Annotated in this window: 9 protein-coding genes and 3 pseudogenes; 6 read left to right on the top strand and 6 right to left on the bottom strand. The window is 67.2% G+C overall.

The window, feature by feature from the left end:
• Positions 1-12 precede the first annotated feature (12 nt).
• The 3 genes and pseudogenes from AL2_RS40205 to AL2_RS39935 all read right to left on the bottom strand — a co-directional run.
• A pseudogene (locus tag AL2_RS40205) lies at positions 13-99 on the bottom strand (hypothetical protein); the annotation flags it as partial.
• A 1,548-nt stretch (positions 100-1,647) separates the two neighbouring features.
• Entirely contained in the window at positions 1,648-8,769 is a 7,122-nt protein-coding gene (locus AL2_RS37880; RefSeq protein ID WP_157438554.1) for an RHS repeat-associated core domain-containing protein, read from the bottom strand.
• Positions 8,770-8,880: 111 nt separating this feature from the next.
• Complete coding sequence (locus tag AL2_RS39935) at positions 8,881-12,384, bottom strand: LamG domain-containing protein (RefSeq protein WP_168444745.1); 3,504 nt, start codon at positions 12,382-12,384, stop codon at positions 8,881-8,883.
• Positions 12,385-12,927: 543 nt separating this feature from the next.
• Between AL2_RS39935 and AL2_RS34500 the strand changes: the two are divergent.
• The 3 genes and pseudogenes from AL2_RS34500 to AL2_RS37875 all read left to right on the top strand — a co-directional run.
• Positions 12,928-13,485: pseudogene (locus AL2_RS34500) on the top strand (transposase family protein); the annotation flags it as partial.
• Between the two features lie 162 nt (positions 13,486-13,647).
• Positions 13,648-15,042 carry an IS1380 family transposase gene (locus AL2_RS34495; protein ID WP_083947218.1) on the top strand — a complete coding sequence of 465 codons (1,395 nt, stop codon included), beginning with the start codon at positions 13,648-13,650 and terminating at the stop codon, positions 15,040-15,042.
• 161 nt (positions 15,043-15,203) lie between these two features.
• Positions 15,204-15,413: pseudogene (locus AL2_RS37875) on the top strand (IS5/IS1182 family transposase); the annotation flags it as partial.
• Positions 15,414-15,555: 142 nt separating this feature from the next.
• Here the strand turns inward: AL2_RS37875 and ltrA are convergent.
• Positions 15,556-16,827, bottom strand: a complete 1,272-nt coding sequence (gene ltrA, locus AL2_RS34490) for a group II intron reverse transcriptase/maturase (RefSeq protein ID WP_083947207.1) — start codon at positions 16,825-16,827, stop codon at positions 15,556-15,558.
• Positions 16,828-17,792: 965 nt separating this feature from the next.
• Between ltrA and AL2_RS36990 the strand changes: the two genes are divergently transcribed.
• From AL2_RS36990 to AL2_RS34475, 3 genes are all read left to right on the top strand, one after another.
• Positions 17,793-19,202, top strand: coding sequence for a hypothetical protein (locus AL2_RS36990; protein WP_083947217.1), 1,410 nt, complete (start codon positions 17,793-17,795; stop codon positions 19,200-19,202).
• A gap of 90 nt (positions 19,203-19,292) precedes the next feature.
• Complete coding sequence (locus AL2_RS34480) at positions 19,293-20,588, top strand: AAA family ATPase (protein WP_067641251.1); 1,296 nt, start codon at positions 19,293-19,295, stop codon at positions 20,586-20,588.
• Positions 20,585-21,913, top strand: coding sequence for a vWA domain-containing protein (locus AL2_RS34475; RefSeq protein WP_083947206.1), 1,329 nt, complete (start codon positions 20,585-20,587; stop codon positions 21,911-21,913). The genes AL2_RS34480 and AL2_RS34475 overlap by 4 nt, the downstream gene beginning before the upstream one ends.
• A gap of 1,188 nt (positions 21,914-23,101) precedes the next feature.
• Here AL2_RS34475 and AL2_RS36985 read toward each other — a convergent pair.
• Both AL2_RS36985 and AL2_RS38230 read right to left on the bottom strand, forming a co-directional pair.
• Positions 23,102-23,275 carry a DUF397 domain-containing protein gene (locus AL2_RS36985; RefSeq protein ID WP_083947205.1) on the bottom strand — a complete coding sequence of 58 codons (174 nt, stop codon included), beginning with the start codon at positions 23,273-23,275 and terminating at the stop codon, positions 23,102-23,104.
• Positions 23,266-23,534: Scr1 family TA system antitoxin-like transcriptional regulator (locus AL2_RS38230; protein WP_218003743.1), on the bottom strand; the 269-nt coding region annotated here is incomplete at its 5' end. The genes AL2_RS36985 and AL2_RS38230, both read right to left, overlap by 10 nt.

Below are 23,534 nucleotides of genomic sequence, written 5' to 3'. Positions count from 1 at the left end.
GGTCTCGAACTCACGGAGGGCATGGAGCAGGTGACGCTGGTTCCAGATCAGAGTCCGGTCGAGCAGTTCACGGCGGCAGGTCTGCACCCACCGCTCCATCACCGCGTTCATACTCGGCATCCGCGCCCCGGTCAGCACCATTCGGATACCGGCATCGGCCACGACCACGTCGAACAGCTCAGGGAACTTGCCGTCCCGGTCACGGATCAAGAACCGTGCCCGGCAGCCGGCATCCTCCAGATCCATGACCAGATTCCGCGCCGCTTGGCTCACCCACGCTGCGGTCGGGTGGCCGGTGGCGCCCAGAACACGGATGCGGCGGGTGTGGTGCTCGATGACCGCCAGCACGTACATGCGGGCGCCCGTGAGAGTCACGGTCTCCAAGAAGTCACACGCCAGCAGCGCCTCGGCCTGCGAGCGCAGGAACCCGGCCCAGGATGTGGCGGAACGCTCAGGCGCCGGATCGACGCCGGCGTCCTTGAGGATCTCCCAGACAGTAGAAGGCGCCACCTTGACACCGAGCACCTGCAACTCGCCGTGCACCCGCCGATAGCCCCAGCCCGGGTTCTCCCGCACCAAGCGCAGAACCAGCAGCCGGATGGAGCGGACGGTCGGTGGACGGCCCGCCCGCTTGGGTCTGGAGCGAGCGGCGTGCCGACCGGCAATCAGGTCACGGTGCCAACGCAGCACCGTGTCCGGCCGCACCAGCAGCCGCGTCCGGCGCAGTGCACCGCGAGGCAGCCGGTTCAGCAGCGCCGCCAGCAGTGCCCGGTCCGGAGCGGTGAACCGCACCCGCGTCCCGGCCAGTTGGCGCTCCAACACGGCGACCTGATGCCGCAACACCAGAATCTCGGTGTCCTTCTCCCGATCGGTCATCGGGAGCAGGCGGAGGGCAGCGAAGGTGTTCGCCACGGCCAAGTAGGCCAATCGCAACAGCACAGCCACCCATCATCCCGCGGCAACCGCCTCGCCGCGGCCTGTCCTTGCGACTGATCAAGCCCCGTGTCGGAGCTCACCTCCTGCACGTCCCACCTGCACGGACGTAGTTTTCGGCAGGCACAGGGTTACCGACACAAGACCAGCAAGTCGATAACCCAAGATCTTGTTAGATCACCTATAAACCGCGTAGGACACCCTAAATAAGTGCGACGAACGCTCACCGGACCCACGCTTCACGATTCTTCCCAAAATGAATCCGATTTGTGGATTGCATGCCGAATTTATCCGCTAACGCGCCTCGCTTCATCTCGCACGACTGGCGACAAGACCTCAGAGACGGCCATTTCAAGGAGAAGTTCTAGAACTACTCCTCGATCGAAACCCTCTCGATGAGCCATTTCAATTGCCCACGGGGCGGCTAGCTGCATCCAGTACGAACGGCCGGACTTCCATGCCGACTCGACCGTCAACTCAATGAGCTTTTCGGGAGTCGAAATTCCGCCCCGGCCGAGAATCGGCCAAGAGTTGGAAAGTTCAGCTAAGACTCCAGAAAGATCACGCTCCAGATAGGGCCACATGGGAATGAATCCGGAGCTAGCAAGGGAAGCCCGCCCCTCTGACGCCACTCCGACCCCGATCAGGCCGTCTGGCAGGATTCCGATCCATGCTCCGTCCCCTCGATACACCACCGGATTCCATTTTGTCATCCTAACCCCATGGCCTGTAATCGAATTCAATCCCTCGGTCGCTCATGAACTTCTGGAACTGCTGACGCGTGGAGTCTGTCCATCTGTGGCCATAGTGGCCACTGTTTTCTGTGAACACAAGGCGACCATTGTCCCGGAAGAGCGTACCACCCAGGACCGTCCCTCTATCCATGCCCGCCTTTTCAGCCAGCTGTTCATGTGGGCTAAGGCCTCCGAGAATAGGCTCTCGGTCTCCCATCAGAAAACTTCCCGAGTCCGGATCAAAGACGAACTCAGTCTCCGGCTTCGTCGAAGTGAATGCCTTTAGGTCGTCGGCAGAACCCGCACCCGGACCCAACGCGACGTCTCCACATCCACTGTTGTGAACCAGTACCGGCGCGTTGCCTGCCAGCACATAGTACGTGTGGAGGTTGGCGATGGTGAGGTTGTGGGTGCGTTGGTGGCGCGTGGTCCAGTGCTTGGTGGCGGTGACTTGGATGTAGGTGCCGGCGCTGGTTCGGAGCCACATGCCGGGTTCGAGGTCGGCGGCGTCGGTCCAGGCGTTGATGTCGCCGGCGACCCAGAAGGGGTGGTGGTCGGTGGCGATGACCAGGCCGCCGTTGGCGCTTTTCGGGATGAGGAGGCTGGCTGTGCCGGGTTTGATCTTTGCGCCGGGCATCCAAGCTAGAGCGGGCGCGTCGGTGTTGACGCTGATCTGGACGAAGTTCTTGTCACCTTCGCTGGTGATGGTGTCCAGTACAGGTTCAGCGCTGGTTTCGCCGGTTTCGGGGTCGGTGGCTAGGACTTTGTCTCCGGCCTTGACGTCTTCGATGGGCTTGTCACTGCCGTCTGCCATGCGTACTGTCGTCCCGGGGACGAAACTGTTCTTGCAAGCGGTTCGCCCTGCGCCAGTTTTCTTGCCTGTTATTCCCCTACCGCCGTTGACGTCTGTGAGTCCTCCGTCTTTGCCGAACGATCCGTCCCAGGCGCCCATTCCTGCACTGAAGAATTCCAGGCCGGACATGCGGTCGCATTTGAAGTGGCCGATCTTGCAAATCAGTTCTCCGAAGTTGCCGAGTCGGCCGAGGTCTCCGGGTTTGCAGGGGGTGTTGTCGCTGCTGTTGATGCCGCATTCGGCCATGAGGACGGGGTCGACTGGGCCGTTGCCGCCGAATTTGTTTTCGTACACCTGTTGGAGCATTTTTTGGCGGGCGGCCCAGTAAGCGATCAGGCTGGGGGCGTGCACGGTTCGGTCGCCCCATTGGATGTCGACTGGGGCGCTGGCCGGGGTTCCCTTGCGGTAGCCGGGCCGCAGGGTTCCGAAGCTGCCGCCTGCATCTCCGCAGTCGTGTCCGCAGCCGTTGTAGCCGCCATGCTTGGCTGGTTCTGAATGGCCCGGGTTCACGATGCCTATGCCGCAGATGTCGGGTGGGCATTGGCCGTCGGGGTCGGCGTGGGTGATCGGGTTGTTGTTGGCGTAGGTGTAGCCGTTCATCTGTTGGGGGTCGGCCTGGTCCATGAGGGGGTCGACGGAGATGAAGCGGCCGGTCTGGGGGTCGTATTCGCGGGCGCCGAGGTGGGTGAGGCCGGTGGGGTCCTGAGTGCCGCCGACGAAGCCCTTGTCGCCCGGCCAGGTGGCGTCCTCGTCGAGGCCGCGGATGTTGCCGAAGGGGGTGAAGCGGCGGATGACGGTCTGCTGGTTGGCGGCGTTGATGGCGACCTGGGCGGTGCCTTGGGTGTCGGCGGTCAGGTAGGTGAGGGTGCCGTCAGAGGTGCGCATCGCGACGGTCTGGCCGGCGAAGGTGTAGTAGCGGGTGCCGGTGGCGGTGGTTGCGCCGGTCAGGGCGCGCAGTTCGGCGCCGTCGGGCATGTAGAGGGTGGTGCCGGTGGCGTCTTTTCGGATGAGGCGGTTGCCGTCGGCGTCGTAGGTGTAGCTGGTGGTTGCGCCGTTTTCGGTGACCTTGGCGAGTTCGCCTTCGGTGTCCCAGTCGAGGGTTTGGCCTTGGCCGGGCGGGCTGGTGCCGAGGGTGCGGGTGGTGGTGTTGCCGGTGGCGTCGTAGGTGTAGGTGTCGGTGCGGTCACCTTGGCCGCCGGTCTGGACGACGCTGTTGAGGCGGTTGCCGTGTCCGGGGTCGGCGTAGGTGTAGGTGCGGACGGTGTCGGTTTCGCTGCCGGTGCCGTGCAGTGTTTGGGTTTTGCGGTTGCCGGCGGTGTCGTAGGTGAAGGTGTGCCAGTACGGTGCCGGGCCGCCGATCACCGAACTGGTGGGTTCGGTAGCGCAGGCGTTGGTAGCGGATTGGGTCCAGGCTTGGGTGAGGCGCTGCAGGGGGTCGTAGGTGAAGCATTGGTTGTCGATGCCGTCGCGGGAGGTGTCGGTGATGGAGGTGATGGAGCCGGCGTCGGTGTAGTGGTAGGTGGCGTGACGGTCGGCGCCGCCGATGCCGGCCCGGTAGGTGCGGGCGCTGCCCAGCCGCTGGGTGCCGGGCTCGTAGGTGAAGGTCTGCCAGGCTTGTGTGGCGGGGTCGGTCCCGTATTCGACGAGGACGGGTTTGCCGGTGGGGGTGTACTGGGCGGTGTTGATGTAGGTGGTGTTGTTGCCGATCAGTCCGGTGGGGCGCTGCCAGGTGTCGTAGGTGTGGACGACGCTCTCGCTCAGGAGTCCTCCGGCCGCGGGATGGGTTTGGCCTGCGAGGGTGCCGTCGAAGTTGTAGCTGGCGGAGAAGCCGTAGGTTCCGGCGAGGGGGCCTTGGGAGGTGGGGATGGTGAGGGTGCTGGTTTCGGGGCGGCCCAGGGTGTCGTACCGGTAGACGCCGGTGGTGTAGTCGCCGTCGGCCGTGTGGCGGGTCGCTGATGCGAGTTTGCCCTTGCCTCGAATGCTGGTGTCGTAGGCCCAGGAGGCCAGAAGGGGACCGTCGGCCGTCCCGTCATGGGTTGCTGTTTTACGGCCTCGGCCGTCGTAGTCGACGAAGATCTTTTTGCCGCGGGCGTCGGTGGTGGAGGTGACCTGGTTCAGGTCGTTGTAGGTGTAGCTGGCGGCGCCCTTGTCGGGGTCGGTGGTGTGGATTGTGCGGCCGCGTAGGTCGTAGGTGGTGGTGAAGGTGTTGCCGGACGGGTCGGTGACCGAGGCGATCTGCCCGGCCGGGGTGTAGGTGTAGCGGGTGGCGTCGTAGTCGCCGGCGGGGGTGGCGGCCTTGTACTGGCGGCGTTCGGTGATCTGCCCGCGGGCGTCGGTGATCTGCGCGGTTGGGATTCCGCCTGCGGGCGGGGTGACCGAGATGCGGTTGCCGCCGCCGTAGTCGTAGGTGGTGCGCCACAGTTCGCTGTCGGGCTGTTCGCCGTTTCCGGTGCTCAGGCTTTCGACGGTTTTGCGGCCCAGTCCGTCGTATTGGATGTGGGCTTGGGTTTCGATGTCGCCGGGGGTGTAGACGCCGAACAGGGTGGCTTCGGGGGCCCCGGTGGCGGTGTAGGGGGCGTAGGTGGTGGTGACCTGGCCGCGGTCGTCGTGGAAGGTGTCGGAGATCAGCCGGCCGTCCGGGCCTGGAACCTGGATCTGCCGGGTGCGCAGCAGGCCGTCGAGCATTTCGATCTGGGCGAGTTTCTGCCGCCCCTCGGCGTCGAGGGTCTTGGTGGTGACCGCGACGACCTGCCCGTCGGTGACCTGGTAGGAGTACTCGTAGTTGGGGTTGTTGGTGCGTTTTGACCGGTTGGGCAGCCACACCTTCTGCAGGCGCCCGAGCGGGTCGTAGGTCAGCTCGGTGCGCAGGTTGTTGTTGGAGACGTCCAGTTCGGTGACCGGCAGACCCCAGGCGGGGTCGAGTTGCTGGGTGCCGGTCAGCGACGTTGAGGTGTCCCCGGGTGTGGCGGGTGGTCCGGTCGCGGTGACCTGGGTGGTGAGGCCCTGGGTGTCGGTGTAGGCGGTGGTGGTGGCGTGGCCGGCGGCGTCGGTGGCCTGGGTCGGCCGTCCGTAGGCGTCGTAGTGGGTCTCCGCCTGGGTCACATACGTCGCGGTGGTGCCGTTATGGGAGGCGATCTGGTCGGTCTTGGTGATGTTCCCGGCGGTCGGGCCGTCGCCGAAGCCCCCGTCGTCGTAGTAGGTGCGGGTGTCGGACACGACCTGCGTGGACCGGTCGGGTGTGGTCGAGCAGTTGACGGCGACGGTTTCGACGCGGGAGGGGTAGTTCACCATCCAGGCGCCGGTGTTGTCGGCGTAGCTGGTGCGGGTGCACTTGTCGTCAGCGGCCGTGGTGACGTCGCCGACGTCGTTGACCACCGTGCCGCGGCCAACTCCAGGCCCTGATGCCTGGTAGGTGTTGTCGGTTCTGGTCTGGGTCCAGCCGCCACCGTCCTTGGCCGTCCAAGTCTGGGTGCTGCCGGTGCCGGTGACGTTGGCGGTGGTGGTGCCCCACGAGCGTGTCCGTGACGCGGTCTGCACCTTCCACGGGGTGTTGACGGTCTTGGCGTGGACGGTGCCGCCGGGGTGGTCGTAGGTGACGGTCTTGAGGGTGAATCCGGCGTAGGCGTCGTGGTCGGTGTGGGTACCGCCCTCGCCGTCGGAGACGGTGACCGATTTTTCGCCGCCGTCGGTGTTCAGGCGGTCGCCGTCCATGCCGCGCAGGTAGAAGGTGTCGGTCTGGGTGGCGGGGTCGGCGTAGGGGCCGGTGAAGGTGCGGACCTGGCCGTAGCCGCGCCATTGCGACCAGGTCTTGTTCTTGTGCTTGGTCAGCCCGTCATCGTCGTCGAAGTGCCAGGCGGCGCCGCCCAGGTACTGGTATTTGGTGACCATCTCCGGTGAGCCGCCGGTACGGTCGGACACCATCACACTGTTGACCACGTATTTGTGGAACCAGTCGGTGATCGGATCCTCCCGGCCGGGGGGTGTCCAGATCACCGGCATGCAGCGGGTGGTGTTGGTTTCTGGAGTGGGCGGGTCCGACAGCGAGCAGTTGGTTTCGGGGTTGGAGTAGTCGATGTCGATCTGTCCGCCGGATTCGTCCTGGATGGTGCCGACCCGGTAGCGGACGTAGCGCAGGATGTCGTCGCCGGTCCTGTCCAGCCGGTTGGGCATCTGCACGTTCGATATGGTCACCTGCGGCAACGTGACGTACGTGCCGTCGGCGGCGTGGCCGGTGTGCTGGATGCTGGTCAGCAGCAGGTCGCGTTCGATGTCGGCCAGGCCCCAGTCGTGGGTGAGCGCCCAGGAGTCCACCGGCCGGTACCCCGAGGCGTCCGGTTTGAGGATCTGGGTGGTGATCTTGGTGAGCCGCTTGCGGGACCAGAACGTCGGGGACAGTGTGCCGTGGGTGTCCTCGCATTTCTGGCCGGAGTCGCAGTGCAGGTCCCAGGGGACGTCCCACCACTTGTCGGGGTTATCGCCGATCTTGGACGGGTCGCAGTCGAAGGTGTCGGTGGGGATGCAGCGTTCGGAGGTGGTGAAGCTGACCTGCGCGGGTGCCTTGGCGAACAGTTGGTCCTTGCGCATCCCGTAGGAGATGGTCTTGAGGTAGCCGCCGCGGACGTAGGGGGTTTCGTCCTCGGCCTTGAGGTTGCGGCCGTAGTGGTTGGTCTCTTTGGCGTAGCTGTAGACGATGGCGTTGCCGGCGGGGTCGACGACGTAGTCCAGGTTCCACCGGTAGGCCTGCTGGCACCACGAGTCGGCGAACGTGGACTTGTGGCAAGGTTCGTCGTCGCCGCCGCCTTCTCCCGCGTCGTCGCCGTAGACGGGGGCGGTCCAGGTGGAGTCGGTTTCGGGCTTGCCGGACACCCAGCCGGGGACGCGGTTGAGGCCGAAGAAGTACTGGACGCCGTCGGTCGTGGTGACCTTCCAGTACTCCCCGTCGTTGTCGCCGTTGCCGTTGCCGGAGTCGTTGTCGCCGGGGGGGCTGGTGAGCTTTTCGAACTTGGTACCGTCGTCGCTCTTCATCCGCCAGGAGCCGTCGCCGGTTTTGATCAGCTCGCCGCCCTTGCCGTTCCAGGTGACGGTCGCGTTGTCGTATCCCCAGCACTGATCGGCCGGCGAGTTCCCCCACTCGTCCTTGGGGGCGCCGTCGTCCTCACACGACTTGTAGCGCCGCTCGATGTAGCCCGGCCACAGGTCGAACCCCTCACCGGCCCAGGAGGGCTGCCCGTTGGTGTTGGCGGTCTTGCCGTCCACGCTCCCCGAGGAGTAGCTGACGGACACATTCGGGGTCAGGCCGCCGGGCACCGGCGGCACCCGCATCGGGTAGGACCAGGTGAAGTCGCCACCGTTCCCGCCGGCCTGCCAGGTCGCCGACGCCTCCAGCGACGTCGCCTTGAAGTCGCCCTGCGAACCAGACGCCCCTGCCGCCGCGACCAGCAATGTGCCCACCGACTGCGAAGCCGCGGCCGGGACACCGGCCGGGGCCGCCGTGGCGGTCTGGGCGGGCGCGGCGGTCTGGGCGGGCGCGGCGGTCTGGGCGGGCGCGGCGGTCTGGGCGGGCGCGGCGGTGACCTGAGCGGCGAGGGTCTGTTTGCCGGTGTTGTTGACGGTCTTCAGCGGTGCGGCCAGCCGGCACTCGGGCTTGTCGGGGGTGCTGAGTGCGCAGGCGGGCATCTGGTACAGGCGGAGCCGCGTCCCGTAGGCGCCGCCGAACGCCTGCGCGAACTGCGAGTAGTCCAGTTCCACGCCGACACGGCCGGCTTGGGGTTTGTCTGTGCGCGCCACCGTGAACGCCAGCCCGTCCACCCCTGCCCTGGCGGCGGACGTGCGTTCCAGCACCGACACCCGCACCTTTCCCGCAGCCCCCACCTCACTGCGCCCGGCAGGCTTGTCGGCGGGCAGCACTCGCACCGGCAGCGCACCGGCACGCAACCCCGCCTTGGACGCCGTGGGCAGCGACACCTCCCCGGTACCGGGCTGGGGCCAAGACGCCCTGGCGGCAGGCCCGGGCTTCAGCGTCGGCTTCTTGCGGGGCCGCACTGTCAGGTCATGGCCCTTGACCGGGTTCTCATGATCCGTGACGGTGGGACGCTGAGAGCCGGGTTCCGCGAGCGCGGGCGGCGTGGCCGACAGCAGCCCGGCGGCAAGGGCCACGGCCATGACCGCCGCGACGGCGCGTGCCGCCCGGGGACGGGACAGCATCAGGGTCTTGCGGCCTGTTCTCACGGCATCCTCCTGCGCCCACACGCGCCTATTTCAGCCCCGGAAGGTTGCCGGGACAAAAAATCCGTTCGAAGTGCTGGATCGGCGGCAGACACCTACCGACATGGGCTGAGGCGTCTGCCGCGCATGGGCGGTCTAGGGTCCGTCGTCGGTGTTGAGTTCAACCGGGTTCTTGAGCAGTGCGATCTGCGTGCGGCTCAGCACGCCGCGATACAGCCAGATGTCGTCCAGGGCGGCGGGCCAGTAGCCGGTTCCGGCGCCGTTGCCGCCCAGCGCGTTGCGTCCGACCTGCAGCCCGCCGGCGGCCTGGAAGGGGCGCACATCCCCTTCTTCGGAGTCACCGTCTGCGCCGTCGGCAACAGAGCCGTTGATGTACAGGCTCATCGTCCGGTTGGTGGCGTCGTAGACGATGGCGATGTGGTCCCAGTCGTCCTCGGTATAGGCGGAGTTGCTAGTCAGCCGCTGGGGTTTGGAGGGGTCGGTGGCCGGGAGGTCGGCGTTGTTCATCTCCAGCTGCCACACGCCCAGGTATTCCGGTTCGGTCGCGTCCGGGACGTACCGCAAGGCGAACGCGTTGGCCTGGGTTCCCGGGAGTGAGAAGACGGTGACGGCCGTTTGGGGGCGCTGCAGGTTCTGCACCCAGCCGGTGAGGGTGAAGCTCTGGTCGGTGGACAGCAGCGGCGATTCGGCCCCCGGGGGGATCGGGTCGGCTTCGGCGTAGGCGCTCGTCCCGTCCAGTTGCAGTCCCGCCGGCGACACAACAGGGCTCTTGAACCCGGCACCGGCCACGATGGCCGCACCGTTGCGCAGGTTCAGCGGCGGGGCCGTCCCGTTGTCGTGCAATTCGCCGGGGGACACGCCGCCCGTGGCGGTGTTGAGTTTCCAGCGAGCAGTCAGGACCGGTGCCTGCTGGTACAGGTCGGTGATCTCGGTGGTGGACAGGATCCGGTCGTAGACGCGCACGTCATCGACCATCCCGAGCCACTGGTCTGCGGGGTTCCCGAGCCACTGGCCGCGCCCGATCTGGAACCCGCCCGTGGCGTTCCATGCTGCGGGCACCACCGGGCTTGCGGTGCCGGCGGTGCCGTTGACGTAGATCTGCAGCCTGTTGGTCTGGTCGTACACCCCGACCAGGTGGGCCCAGGTGTTCAGCTCCGCCGGGTTCGTCGATACCGCCTGGTAGGTGCCGGTCTGGGTGGAGTCGGACTGCACCATCGACAGCGCCCACTTGTTCAGCGCTCCGTCGTATTTGAGGTAGAAGCCGCTGTTGGACGTCCCGTCCTGGCTGAGCACGGTCCGGGTCGTGCCGGCCTGGGTGAGCCGCACCCACGCCGACACCGCGAACTGCTTGCTGGTGTCCACGATCGGTGCGGCGGTCCCGGCAGAACCGGAGCCGTCCAAGGTCAGAGCAGTTTCGAGCTGGCCGGCCTGCCCGAAACCGGCGCCGCTGCTAAGGGCCGCGGTGATCGCCGGTTCCCCGTCCCGGGTCTGCGCGGTCGCGGTGGTGGAACCGCCTGTCTCGTTCAAGGGGAAATGTGCCTTGGCCGGGGCGCCCTCGCCTGCCAGGAAGTTGATGCTCGCGGTCGCGGTCTGGTTCTGCCCGGAGGGGGCGAACGCCGACACGGTCACCGCGTTGGACCCGTACTGGTCAGGCGCGAGGGTGATCGTGCGCGCGGCGCCGCCGGCGGTGGCCACCGACATGATCGGCCCCTGGTTGAGCCTGACCTCGTACCGGTCGGCGACCCCTTCAGGGTCGGTGATGGTGAACGTTCCCGGCTGGCCGACACCGCCGTGCCACTGATCGTCGTCGGGGTAGTCGGTGGAGGTGATGGTCGGGGCCGGCTTGGCCGGGTCGTAGATGAAGTAGCAGGCCGGCGCCGCACCCGTCGAGGACCACGGCCCGTACTGCTCCCCGTCCCACGCCCGCGCATGCCAGCCGATGAGCTTCTGCTGCGGAATCGTGTCCGGCATCAGGGTGCTGCGTTGTGTCCCCGACTTCGCGGCCGGGGCGATCAGCCCGGACATCCAGCGCTGGACGAAGCCGTTCCCGTCACCGGTGTCCCAGTAGGCGGCGAACTCCGGCTGCACCTTGTTCTCGTCCTCGTCATCGGGGTCCCAGAACCATGCCGCCAGCTTCGGCACCCGGTTGATGATCACCGGGTCGCTCTGCGGTGCGCACAACCCGCCGGGCGTGGTGGTCATCGACTTGTAGTTCACGGTGTAGGGCGGGTTGTTGTACTGGATCGTCAGGTAGGCGTCGTCGGCGAACCGCTTCCACCAGTCCATCGTCGACTCGCTGTAGGCCTTCAACCCGAAGGTGATGTCGCCGTAGCCCTTGTTCAACGCCGACTGCACATGAGAGCGCAGCAGCGACCCGCCGAACTCCACCGCCGCCTTCGAGCAGAACGACACATCACGCGAGGCCAGATGCTCACCCCACGCGCCGCCGTTGCTCCACGACCCGACCGTGTTGTCCCAGGTCGCATACGACTTCAGCTGCAAAGTCCGCCACAGCTGGATCGAGGTGTCGTTGTCGCAGTCGTAGGCGCCGGTCTCGAACGCGGTGAACTCCACCGCCTGGACGTACCGGCCCTTCAACGACGGCAGCGCCACCTTGTAGAACAGCCGCTTGGTCTGGTTCTTGACGCAATTGCCGTCCTTGGCCACCTCGCAGCGGCCGACACCCTCGGTCGACTTGCCGTTGAACCCGTAATACGACTGGCTCGGATACCCCGACGACACCATCCCCCACGCCGATGCCCTATGCGCGCCCCACACCGGGTCGATGTACACCGGGAACGTGGTGTCGGCCGCAGTCAGCAGACCCTGGTCGGGAGTCAGCGTGAGGTTGCCGCCCGAGGCCGCCACCTTGACCGGCGCGGTCTTGGCGCCCTCCGCCGGGCCCTGACCGGTATCCATCACCGACGCCTGCGGGACGGTCGCCGTCGCCGGACCCTGCGTGCCGACCGGCGCCTTGGTGGAGTCCCACATCATCGGCGACGGCGCCTCGAACACCGCCATCCCCGCCGACGTCTTGGCCGTCACCACCCCGCTGGCCGGCTCCTGCGCCACCGACAACCCCGGCGCCGACAGCGCCAGCGCCAGCCGGGCCAGCCGCCGATCCTGCGCGGCCGCTGCGGTCTTGACCACCAGCGTGTGCGCGAACCCGTCCGCCTCGGCCCGCAACTGCAAATCCACGTCCGCGCCCAGCACACCGGTATAGGTGGCGGTGTCCCCGGACAGGGTCGGTTCGGGGAGCGGCTGCGGCCACGTCAACGCCAACTTGCGGCCGCCCCGGGTCATCTGCACCATCGGGCCATCGCCACCGCCGGAGAACCTCAACCCGACCGTGGTCGCGCCCGGCACCACATCCGCGCCCGAGCGGCGCAGGCCGGTGTCGATATCGGCCCATCCCCCATCCTGGCGGGCGCGGATCGGCCGGATGTGCTGCTCGACCTCCAACCGCCCGTTCGGCAGCGCCCGCACCGTGCGGCTCTCACCCCGCCCGGCCAGCACCTCCACCGGCGCCCCCGAATCCCGCGCCGCCCTCACCGCCTGCGCCTCAGTCGCCGCCGTCCTGGGCGCCTGATCGTCACCAAGCGCCGGCGGCGCCGCCACCACGCCCGGGGCCTGCAGCAACGCCGCCACCATCACCACTGCGAAAACGCCGGCCAGCCAGGCTGAATACCGCAAGAACAGCGGCCATAACCCAGTTGCACGGCGGCGCACACCAATGACGGCACGACGGCCCATAAAGACCCCAAGGGCGTAAAGGGTGAATAAAGCCCCCTCAACGTAAGCGGGTACTTAGAGCCCGTAAAGATCTCAGATGATCTTCATTTTGTGATCTAGATCACTGGAATCTCGGTAGCCTGGCGCGCCCCCTTTGAACGTCTTCTAGAGATCACCAACGTCTGCGACGTTCAGCCAGGATTCACTCACTCTGCGTGTCCACAGTGGTGACGCAGGCCTCGAATCGCTACCCACAGCGACCATCGCCCCGGTTTTCTAGACCGACCGCCCGTCGACCACCACCGCCCTGAAATACTGAACGTTTTCCACCGGCGCCTGGGGTGGGTGATCACAGCATGACCGCGGGCGGTGTGGCGGCCCCTGAAACATGAAGAAGCCCTGGTAGGACGGGTGATCTCTCACAACCCTCCGACCCACCAGGGGCTTCACATGCTTTTCTATCGTTCTTCGCTGCCGTTGTCGCGCCAGACCCTGCAGTACGTGACCGGTGTCGTCGGCCGCCACCGCAAGCAGACCGGCAGCAGGGGCCGGGCCCTGACGGCGGGCATGCAGGCGCTGATGACGCTGGCCTACCTGAAGAACGGGGAGACGTTCGCGCATCTCGGCGCCGGGTTCGGGGTCGGAACCACCACCGCATGGCGGTACGTCAACGAGACGGTGACGCTGCTGTCGGCCCGATCCCCCAAACTCAGCCGGGCACTGGCCAAAGCCAAGAAGGACGGCCTGCTCTACCTGGTCATGGACGGCACGCTGATCCCGATCGACCGGGTGAAGGCCGACCGGCCCTTCTACTCGGGCAAACACAAGAAGCACGGAATGAACCTGCAGGTCATCGCCTCACCGGACGGGACCATCGTGTGGGTGTCGGGGCCACTGCCCGGCTCGGTCCACGACCTCAGGGCCGCCCGGATCTGGGGCCTGGTCCGCGAACTGGCCGCCTCCGGGATCCTGGTGCTGGCCGACAAGGGCTACGCCGGCGCCGGCCCGCACGTTAACCTCGCCGATTCAGCGGTTATTGGGTGATCGTGGGGAAGATCAAGAAAAGGTGCACCTGACCTGCCAGGATCTGAGTGTCTAAGTCATGATCACGGCGGGAACGGGTGCACCTTTCTGGTGTCGAAGACTATCGGATGGGACCGGCGGCTGGCCGTGTCCGGCAGCGGTAAGAACCTGGTGGGGCACGCGGGCGCGGTGTTGTTGCGGGCGTGTGCGGATCGGACCGGCCTGACCGGGGCGTTGTCGGCGGTGATGCCCTCGAGCTCGGCGGCGGACTGGTGGGACCGGGGTGTCGCCCTGGCCGGCACCGCGGTGGCGATCGTGCTCGGAGCGGCGTGCATGTCCGATGCCGAGCGGTTGTGGGCGCAGCAGGCCGCGGTGTTCGGTGCCCCGGCCTCGGACTCCACGATCAACCGGACTCTGGCTGCCGTTGATGAGGATCTGCTGGCCGGGGTCGCCAGGGCGCGAGCACGGGTGCGCCGGCACGTCTGGACGCTGCTGCGGCTGCGGCCGGGCGGGTTCCCGTGGCTGGTCGTGGCCGGGAAACGGCTCACAGGGTGGATCGTGGTCGACATCGACGCGACCTTGATCACCGCACATTCGGCCAAGGCAGGGGCGGCGGTCACGTTCAAGAAGACGTTCGGCCATCATCCGCTGGCGGCCTGGTGTGCCAATACGGCCGAGTCGCTGGCGATGCTGCTGCGACCCGGGAACGCCGGGTCGAACACGGTCGCTGACCACATCAGTGTGCTGACAGAGGCGTTGAAACAGATTCCCGGCTCGTCGGCCGCGAAGATCCTGGTACGGATCGACGGCGCCGGAGCCACCCATGACCTGCTGGAGCACCTGGAAGAGCTGAACACGACTCGCCGCACGGTCCGGTACTCGGTCGGCTGGAAGATGACCGACGCCGACGAGACGGCGATCGCGCAACTGCCCGCCTCGGCCTGGACCGACGCGATCGGTCAGGACGGCACCGTCCAAGACGACTGCCACGTCGCGGAGCTGACCGGCCTGTCCACCCGGGACGGCTGGCCGAAGCGGCAACGCCTGCTCGTGCGCAGGAGCAAGCCCTCCCGGCGGCATCTGAAGAAGCTCACCGACTTCGAACGTGCGACCGGCTGGCGCTACCAGATCATCGCCACCAACATCAGTCGCATGTGGGGCATCGCGGGCTCTCACCAGCCGCAATGGCTGGACGTCCTGCACCGCGCGCACGCGGGCGTCGAGGACAGAGTCCGCACCAACAAGGCCATGGGCCTGAGCAAACTGCCCAGCTCGGCCTGGATGACCAACTGCGGCTGGGTGCTGGCCGCCAACCTCGCCGCCGACCTGGACGCCTGGACGCGACTGCTCGGCCTGCACGACATCGACGACCTCGCCGACGCCGAACCCGGCACCCTGCGTTACCGGCTGCTGCACCTGCCTGCCAAGCTCACCCGCCACTCTCGCCGCCGATGGCTGACCATCAGCCGCGACTGGCCCTGGCGCGAGGCGTTCCTTACCTGCTGGAACCGCCTCACCACACTCCCGCCCGCCCCTGCCTGACCGGGCCGGGTCACACCACCGATACAGAAAGGACACCGACCTCCGGCTCGTGGAACCGGACGCAGCCACAGCGACACGCGAAGGCCCTGCCCCTCACTCAAGGGACAAACGGGCATCAATCGGACCAGCAATCAACCGCCCGGGACCGCTGAAGAATCGAGGTTAAGACTCCCTACAAGGGCAAGGACAAGCCCGAACCGCTCAAGGACGCCAACCGCTCCCACGCCAAGCTCCGCGGCCCCGGTGAACATGCCAACGCCCAGCTCAAAAGCTGGAAGATCCAGACCAAGCTACGTTGCTGCCCCCACCGCGCCGGTCACCTGGCCAAGGCCATCCACGTCCTACAGAACCGCGAGCTCAACGCACGTTGAAAAAGCTTCGCTGTCAAAGACAGTTCACCCTCGGCAGTGACACCAATTTTCTTCTGGCGACCCTGGTCGGGTCGCCCGGGGGAATCGCGCCCCCGGGCTCCCACAGAACGGAGCGTGACAGTCTCCCGTCACTCCGCTCTTCTCATCGAGGTCCGGCCGTCCCGCGCGTCCAGGCCCAGTGCGCGAATAGCGTGGGTTCCCTGTCGAGGATCCCTTGCCACCACGTCGTGAACCGTTTGTAGGAGCGCAACCGCTTGTACTTTCTGCCTGCCCACCGCATCAGGTAGGTGTTGATGCGTTGCAGGAGCGGATACAGCTGCGACCGGTAGAACCGGCCGTAGTAGTTCATCCAGCCCGCCACGATCGGATTGATCGCCTTGGCGAGCTCGTTCAAGTCGTGCCCGGTGCGCATGTGGATCCGCCACCGGCGGATCTGCCGGCTCATCTGTTTGAGCGCGTCGGGGCTGACCGCGGGTTGAAAGCCCACGAACATCGACCCGTCGGCGTTCCTGGCGCCTCTCGGCCGGAACGTGTACCCCAGGAACGTGAACGAGGTGTACTCGTGCGAGCCACGCCGCCTGCCGTCCTTGCAGTACACGATCTTGGTCTTGTCGGGATGCAACCGCAGCCCGACCTGATCCATCCTGCCGGTCAGCGCGGCCAGCACCTGCTGAGCCTGCCTCTGGGACACACAGTGCACCACCGCGTCGTCGGCGTAACGCTCAAATTCCACGCCCGGGAACTCCCGGGCAAGGAACATGTCGAACGCGTAGTGCATGAACAGATTCGCCAGCACGGGCGACACCGCTGAACCCTGCGGGGTCCCCCGGTCCCGCTCGCACAACGTGCCGTCGGGCAACGCAAGCGGGGCGGCAAGCCACCGCTTCACATACAGCACCACCCAACGCTGGTCGGTGGTGACGTTCGCCTCGACCGCCTTGACCATCAGGTCCCATGGCACGCTGTCGAAGAACTTGGCCACATCAAGATCGATGACCCAGTCCTTCTTCCAGCACCGCCTGCGGCACGCGGCCACCGCGTCCAACGCCGACCGGCGCGGCCGGTACCCATAGGAGTCGGGATGAAAGATCGACTCCGTCCGGGCCTCCAACGCCAGCGCCGCCACCGTCTGCGCGACCCTGTCGGCGACGGTGGGCACACCCAGCATTCTGGTGCCCCCTCCCCCACCGCTCTTGGGTATCTCCACCGCCATCACCGGAGGCGGAAAGTAGGTCCCCGACGACATCCGATTCCAGATCTTGTACAGGTTCCCCCGAAGATCCTCTTCGAAGTCGGCGATGGACTTCCCATCCACCCCGGCCGCACCCTTGTTGGCCTTGACTCGCTTAAACGCCTCCCACACCAGCTGCTTCGGTATCTGAAACGGTTTGCCGTCCGGACCTGACCTGCTCACGCGTCTCCTCCCAGGCCGATGGCCCGGTTGCTCGTGCGAACAAACCAACGATGAGCCGGCCCCTTCGCTCCACCCCGATTACCAGGGCTTCACCGCTACTACGAGCCGGTCCGCCGACAAGCGCCGCGACGGTACTCAACACCTCACGGTTCCCGCCGCCCGGTGCTCTCCCTCTCGCGCCCCGCGCCCGACCGGGCACGGGCGCGGTATCGGCGCCCGCCTTCCCACGTTCCACGCGAAAGCCGCAGACCGGGCTCGCGCCGCCTCCATGCCGGGCACCATCTGGCCAATACACGGGCACCCGCCAGACTCATCCCGAGGCACAGGGAAATGCCCCGGTTTCGATGCCAACTGATTTCGTTTCGGCACGTCATCAGCGGTTCGCTTTCGCTCGCCTTCCCGATCCCCACCTGACGCATCCCGTGCGCCTTTTCCTCATCGCTCACCACGACGGTCTTCAGCCAACGCAGCATGAGGTGGTTTGGCGCCTCTCCCCGCAGAGCGACGCCGAAGGGCCACAAAACCTTCATCTCCCACGCAGCACCGCATCGAACAAGATCTCCTACCTATCGACCTCGCTCTCCGCGCTCGTGGCGCACTCCCTGCCGAAAACTACATCCGTGCAGGTCACGCCACATGCTCGCACTCGTCGAGGACTCCGCCGAGGCGTTGGCGTCTTGCACGTCCAGAGGGGCAATCTGGTCGGGGTCGGTGATCGGCGGAGGCAGCGGGGTGGATGGTCGGGCGTTCGCGGTGCCGCCACCGGCCGTCACAGCTCTCAACCTGCACGGATGTAGTTTTCGGCAGGGACAAGGGTGCGCATGTTGTTGAGGGATTGACGGCTCTATGGAGTCGATCGAGCAGCGGCCAGACTGACAGATCCACATGCAGGTGCTTATGATGTCCGGGATGAAGAACAACTCCTCGTACAGATCGGGGGAATCGTTCGCGCAAGGTGAGTGCTGATGGCACACCACTTCGCGAACATCCCGGCCCATCTGCTGATGTGGCAGCGCGTGCGTGAGTACGCCGTACCACCGTCCATGATCGAGACTGCGACCGCACGGCGTGTGGTCGGTGACTGGGCGGGGGCCTGCGCCTCCGCTCGGATCGACATCGATTTCGATCTGCGCGCCGTGCGCGACCGCTACGGCACCGAGTTCGTCACCCGTCTTAGAGCGGATCTGCGTCGGCTGGCACCGGATCTGCTTCGCTGGCACATGCCTCGAATTGCTCCCCACGGGCGGCTCCGGCCCGGGCTGACCATCTCCCTCAGCCGTTATGGCAGTTCTGGCACCACGCCGTTGCAGTTGGTGGTGCGGACACCGCCGGCTTGGGCGGACGCCGGCCAACGGATGTCCCTGGCACTCTGGGACGAGCACGGTGCCGGCGCACCGAGGCACCATCCGCACCCACATCCCGCCGGGCGTTTCCGGCTCGACCTGCACCGGCATCTGTGGGACTCCAGTCGGTGCGGCCAACTGACATCGCGCTGCGGTGCGGACGCCGCGCCGGTCCCGGCACCCCCCGACCGGCCCCACCCGCTCGCCCGGCTGAAAGGGCCGGTCCGGCCCAATCCCTCCGACGTCAGCACTTACCCGTGGGCGTCGGCACGGTGGGCCGCCGAGGCAGAGCTGTTGCTGAGGGCGGAGGGCGACTCCAGCGGGGTTTTCACCGTGCGGCTCGGCGCACGTGACCGCAGGGCGTTCGAACTCGTCGCCCCCGATGACCACCATGTCCCGACGTTCCGGTCGCTTCGAGAGGCGCTGCCGCCTCAGGTGTACGCAGCGCTGCCGGTGCTACCGGAAGCGGCGGCCCGGATCCTTCCGGATCTGGCGTTGCTGCGGGCCGGGCTCGTCGTTGCCGATCGGCTGCATCCGCTTGTAGCCAAAGCGTTGTCGGCGTCCGGAGCAGAACCCGCACCCTGGCCTGAGCATCAGTCCGGCGACCCCCACAGCGTGGAGTGCCGGGGCGACGTCCACCGGATCGCGCTGCGGGACGGGGTACTGACGGCGGTCGACCATGACCCAGCACAACTGCGCCGGGAAGAGTTGCTGGTGGCACTTGGTGGCCCCGCGCTGCCGTGCCTTCGCGCGATCGATGCGGTGCACCGCGCCCCGCAGGCACTGCCCGCCGTCCGGGAGCGGCTCGGCCACGGCGATGTCTTCGGGGCGCTGGCCGTGGTCGAAGGCCTGCTCGGTCCTGGTGCAGTCCTGCGCGACGGGCCGCTGCGAGAGACGCTGGAGTCGTCTGCGGCCCGCCATCTCGACCACGGACTCTTCCGCTCCAGGCTGCGCCCCGTACCCCCTCCCGCAACGCGCCCCGCACGGCGCCGTCGGGCGCGACTCCGTACCAGTCCAGCACGGGCAAGCTGACCGTCCCGCGCTCGCACCGCGAATTCCGCACGGCCTGGCCCCACCGTGCTCCGGCCATGCCGTCCATTTCGACTACCCCAGGTGATGCCCATGATCTCCAGCGCCCTTCCGTCCACCTCGGTCCTGACGACCGGGATGTCCGCCGACGCATCCGGAACCGACCGGCAACTCGTTCTGGCTGACGACCTCCTGGCCCTGCTGCGAACCACCACAACCGAGACGCGCCCCGACGAGCAGCTCGAAGCGCTCACCCTGGCTGTGGCAGCCGACTTGCCCGTGCTGCTGTGGGGCGAACCGGGCATCGGCAAGACCGCGGCTCTGACGCAGCTCGCCGCCTCGCTCGACCTGCCGCTGACGACTGTGATCGCCAGCGTCCACGAGCCGACGGACTTCTCCGGGTTGCCCATCGTCGGCGATGATGCGGCGACGCAAGGTGTGCCCATGGCGCCGCCGCAGTGGGCAGTGGACCTCGTACGTGCCGGACGGGGATTGCTCTTCCTGGACGAAATCTCCACCGCCACTCCGGCCGTCCAGGCCGCGCTGCTCAGGGTCGTACTGGAGCGGAGGGTCGGTGCATTGCAACTGCCGCCGGCAGTACGGATCGTGGCCGCCGCCAATCCGCGCGCATCGGCAGCGGACGGATGGGAGCTGAGCCCGCCGCTGGCCAATCGATTCGTGCACCTGTACTGGGTGCACGACCGGGACACAGTGGTGCGCGGGCTGGGCGGGGTCTGGCCCCGGGGGCAGCTGCCCCAGCTGGTGTCGGAGAAGCTGCCGGAGGCGGTGGCGTACGCCCGGCGGGCGGTCTGCGGATTCCTGCAGGCACGGCCGACACTGATCCACCGGCTGCCGAGCACTGAGACACGGCGCGGCGGCGCCTGGCCTTCACCCCGGAGCTGGGAAGCCGCGCTGACACTGCTGGCCTTCGGTACGGCGGCATCGGTCTCTCAGGAGGTGCTGGCGTTGCTGGTGCAGGGCGCGGTGGGGGACGGGCCAGGACTCGAACTTCTTGCCCATCTGGACCGGATGGACCTGCCGGACCCCGAGTCGCTGCTGGCCGATCCAGCATCCGCCGAGCTACCGATACGGGGAGATCTACGTCAGGCGGCCTTGGAGGCGGTAGTGGCCGCCGTGGGTGCACGGCCACAGCGGGAGCGCTGGGAGGCGGGCTGGATGGTGCTGGTCCGGGCGCTGGAGACCGGTGCCGCGGACCTGCTGGTCGCCCCGGCGATGGTCTTGGCTTCGCTGCGGCGTGACGACTGGGAGGTGCCGGAGTCGGTGGAACGGCTGGCTGGAGTGATCGGTCTCGCCCGGCGGGCGGATCAGTCGGTACTGCGGGCCACGGGGTCGGCCGACGCCGAGCGTACGGCCGGGGTGGGCCGATGACGAGGACCTCGAAGTTTTCGGTGGCCCGGCCCGCACCGCCGCGCCGAGTACAGGCCGCCGTTCCGACACGCCCGACCGGCTCCGGCGAGCCGTATGGACCGCCCGGCTTCCCACTGGACCTGGAAAAGTTGCTGGCCGCTCGACTGCACGCGGTAAAGGTCCGTCCCTATCTGGCGAGCGCGCTCTTCGCGCTGCACGTCGTGGAGGACCGTTCAGTGCCGACGATGGCGGTGGATGCGCAGTGGCGCTGCTATGTCTCCCCCGGCTTCGTCGCGCGCACCCCGGTGGAGGAGCTGGCAGGCGTCTGGGTGCACGAGGTCTCCCATTTGCTGCGAGACCACCACGGACGGGGGGAGCGGTACGCGAAGGAGCAAGGGGAGAACGGGCCGGGCGAGCGGCTGCGGCGCAACATCGCCGCCGACTTCGAGATCAACGACGACATCTACGGTGACGCTCTTCCCCTGCCCGCCGGGGCGGTCCTGCCGTCGATGTTGGGGCTGGCCGACGGGATGCTCATGGAGGAGTACCTACGGACGACCTCTCTATCCGGGCTCACGCCGGACCTGGCCTGGCTGGACTGCGGCAGCGGTGCCGACGGACAGGACCGTCCGTGGGAGTTGGGGCCCGATGGGGCACACGGCCTGAGCAGACAGCAGCGGGACGCGGTGCGCTTTCGGGTCGCCGAGGGAATCAAGGGCCGGCCGGGCGACGCGCCGGAAGGCTGGCGCCGCTGGGCGGACGAGGCGTTCCATCCGCCTCAGCCGTGGCGGCAGTTGCTGGGGGCGGCGGTCCGCTCGGCAGCGGGAGCCTCTGGGGCAGGAGAAGATCACAGCTATCGGCGTCCGTCCCGGCGTGCAGCCGCTGTCCCCGGTGTGCTCCTGCCGAGTCTGCGCCGTAAGCCGCCCCAGGTCTGCGTGGTGATTGACACATCCGGATCAGTCAGCGATGCCGAACTGGGCAGCGCGCTGCTGGAGGTGGCGGCGATCTCGCGGGCGGTGGGAGGGCGGCGCGACCTGGTGTCGGTGATCTCCTGCGACGCGGCGGCCAGAGTCGCCGTTCCACTCTGCCGAGCCGAGAACCTCGAGCTGATCGGTGGCGGAGGAACGGATCTGCGCTCGGGTTTCACCCGGGCGCTCCGCTCTCAGCCCCGCCCGGACGTGATCGTCGCCCTGACGGACGGCCAGACCCCCTGGCCCTCCGAGCAGCCCCCTTGCCGCACCGTGGTAGGTCTCTTTCCTCGTCCAGCGAGCGCAGTGGACGAGGAAGACCCCGACTATGCCCCGGAGCGCCCGCCGCACTGGGCCCGCGTTGTCACGATCGGCTGAGGCGCGATCATGCCGATGTTCAGCCCCAAATGCGAGCCAGGTGCTCGGAGGCGGGTTCATCGCGGACGTGTCCGCCTCAGACCTGTACGAGAGTTGCGGTCGGTGATCGAGGACGGGTGGGTTCTGGAGGGCGGGGCGCGGCGCTGCTGGCCGCCTTCCGAACTCCTAAGAACATGATCAACATGGCCCATGTCGGCTCGTTGTCGGCTCGGCGGTTCCGAACCGGATCGGCACGCCATGTCACCGTGTGACACGAGAAGCGGGCTGGACGCGGACAGAGCGGCACAGAATGACACCGAGAGCACCGCTCCGATACGAGAGCTCCGGACTTTTATACGCAGGGTGTCAAACTGCCGGGAGCCCCCCGCTGGCGTCCCCCCTGGCATCCGTGTTCATCCAGGTGAGAGGCGGCATTGTCCGGCAGCTCACTCCATCGACACGAACCAGGGGCGACTGAATCCGCAGTGGCTTCCGCTACCGAATATAATCTTGTTCGTAGTTGAGCATCTTCCAGGTTGCGGGGAGCCGCAGGGGAGCCAATTGGGGAGCCACTGTAGGTGGACTCCCCCGGACCCACCCCGACTCCCCTACGGCGTTTTCACAGGTGAGAGGCTCCCCCATCGACTCCCATCGACCTCGATCGACTGCTTTTCTGTGCCTGGGGGTCAAGGGGTCGTGGGTTCAAATCCCGCCGTCCCGACACAGAAACACCAGCTCAGAGGCCGTTTCCTCCACTCGGAGGACCGGCCTCTTGATCGTTTGTTAGCCGTTCGTTAGTGAACTCGGCCGCCCCTCGCGGCACTCGCCCGGTTCACATGGGACCAGGAAGACCGGCATCCGCCCGCTCGGGCCCACCGGATGTTCACACGTCCCGCCGCCCGTCCGTCTGCCCCTCGGCGACCTGCGATCGATCCCGAGCCCCTCTCGATCAGCCGGACGGGCCGCCCCCGCCGATCGGCACCGCGAGGTCATCTCACGGCGGCCGGGCTCCTTCATGAGACCCGCCCAACTCCCCTGGGCTACTTCCGGCCCTGCCCTCGCGCCGAGCCGCCCGTTTACGCGTTGATCAACAATGAAGCCTCGCGGCGCCCTGTCTCCGCGGCCTGCTTACGGCGTGTACCGACAGAGGCAACAACAGAAGCCCCGGTCCCTCGCGGGCCGGGGCTTCCTCGGTGTCATGTCCGGGCGTTAGCGCTTCAGAATCGCCAGGAGGCTCGCGAACTCGTCGCGGCGCAGGGTGAACTTGGCGCCGGCCGGGTCTTTGCTGTCGCGGATGCCCACGGCCTCGCCGAGGTCGGCCAGTTCGACGCAGTTGTCTCCGGCCTCACCGCTGCACGACGACTTGCGCCAGGTCACGTCCATCGCTCTTTCACAACCTTCCGCATCAGCTCGACCGACGCCTTCGGCGAAAGCGCCTCCGCCTGAAGCCTACTGAAGATCTCACTGACGATCGTGAGGTCTTTCGGCTCCACAGTTGTCTCGCCGCCGATACTGCTCTCGATGTACGCCACCTCGCTGCGGTCGGGTTGCGTGGCGATGGTGAAGGCGGCCCGGGCATCCCGCTGGTAGCCAATCGGAGCAATCTGAATCGTGACGTTCTCACGCTCCGACATCTCGATCA

The organism is Actinomadura latina NBRC 106108, assembly GCF_001552195.1.
Lineage (GTDB): Bacteria > Actinomycetota > Actinomycetes > Streptosporangiales > Streptosporangiaceae > Spirillospora > Spirillospora latina.
Note: the sequence above shows the minus strand (reverse complement) of the source record. Positions and strands in the feature narration are given on the sequence as shown.

What these genes read in the sequence shown, in the direction of transcription:
- AL2_RS36985 (WP_083947205.1), bottom strand. Translation starts at nt 23,275, where the DNA reads ATGGACGTGACCTGGCGCAAGTCGTCGTGCAGCGGTGAGGCCGGAGAC.
- AL2_RS34480 (WP_067641251.1), top strand. Translation starts at nt 19,293, where the DNA reads ATGATCTCCAGCGCCCTTCCGTCCACCTCGGTCCTGACGACCGGGATG.
- AL2_RS34475 (WP_083947206.1), top strand. Translation starts at nt 20,585, where the DNA reads ATGACGAGGACCTCGAAGTTTTCGGTGGCCCGGCCCGCACCGCCGCGC.
- AL2_RS36990 (WP_083947217.1), top strand. Translation starts at nt 17,793, where the DNA reads ATGGCACACCACTTCGCGAACATCCCGGCCCATCTGCTGATGTGGCAG.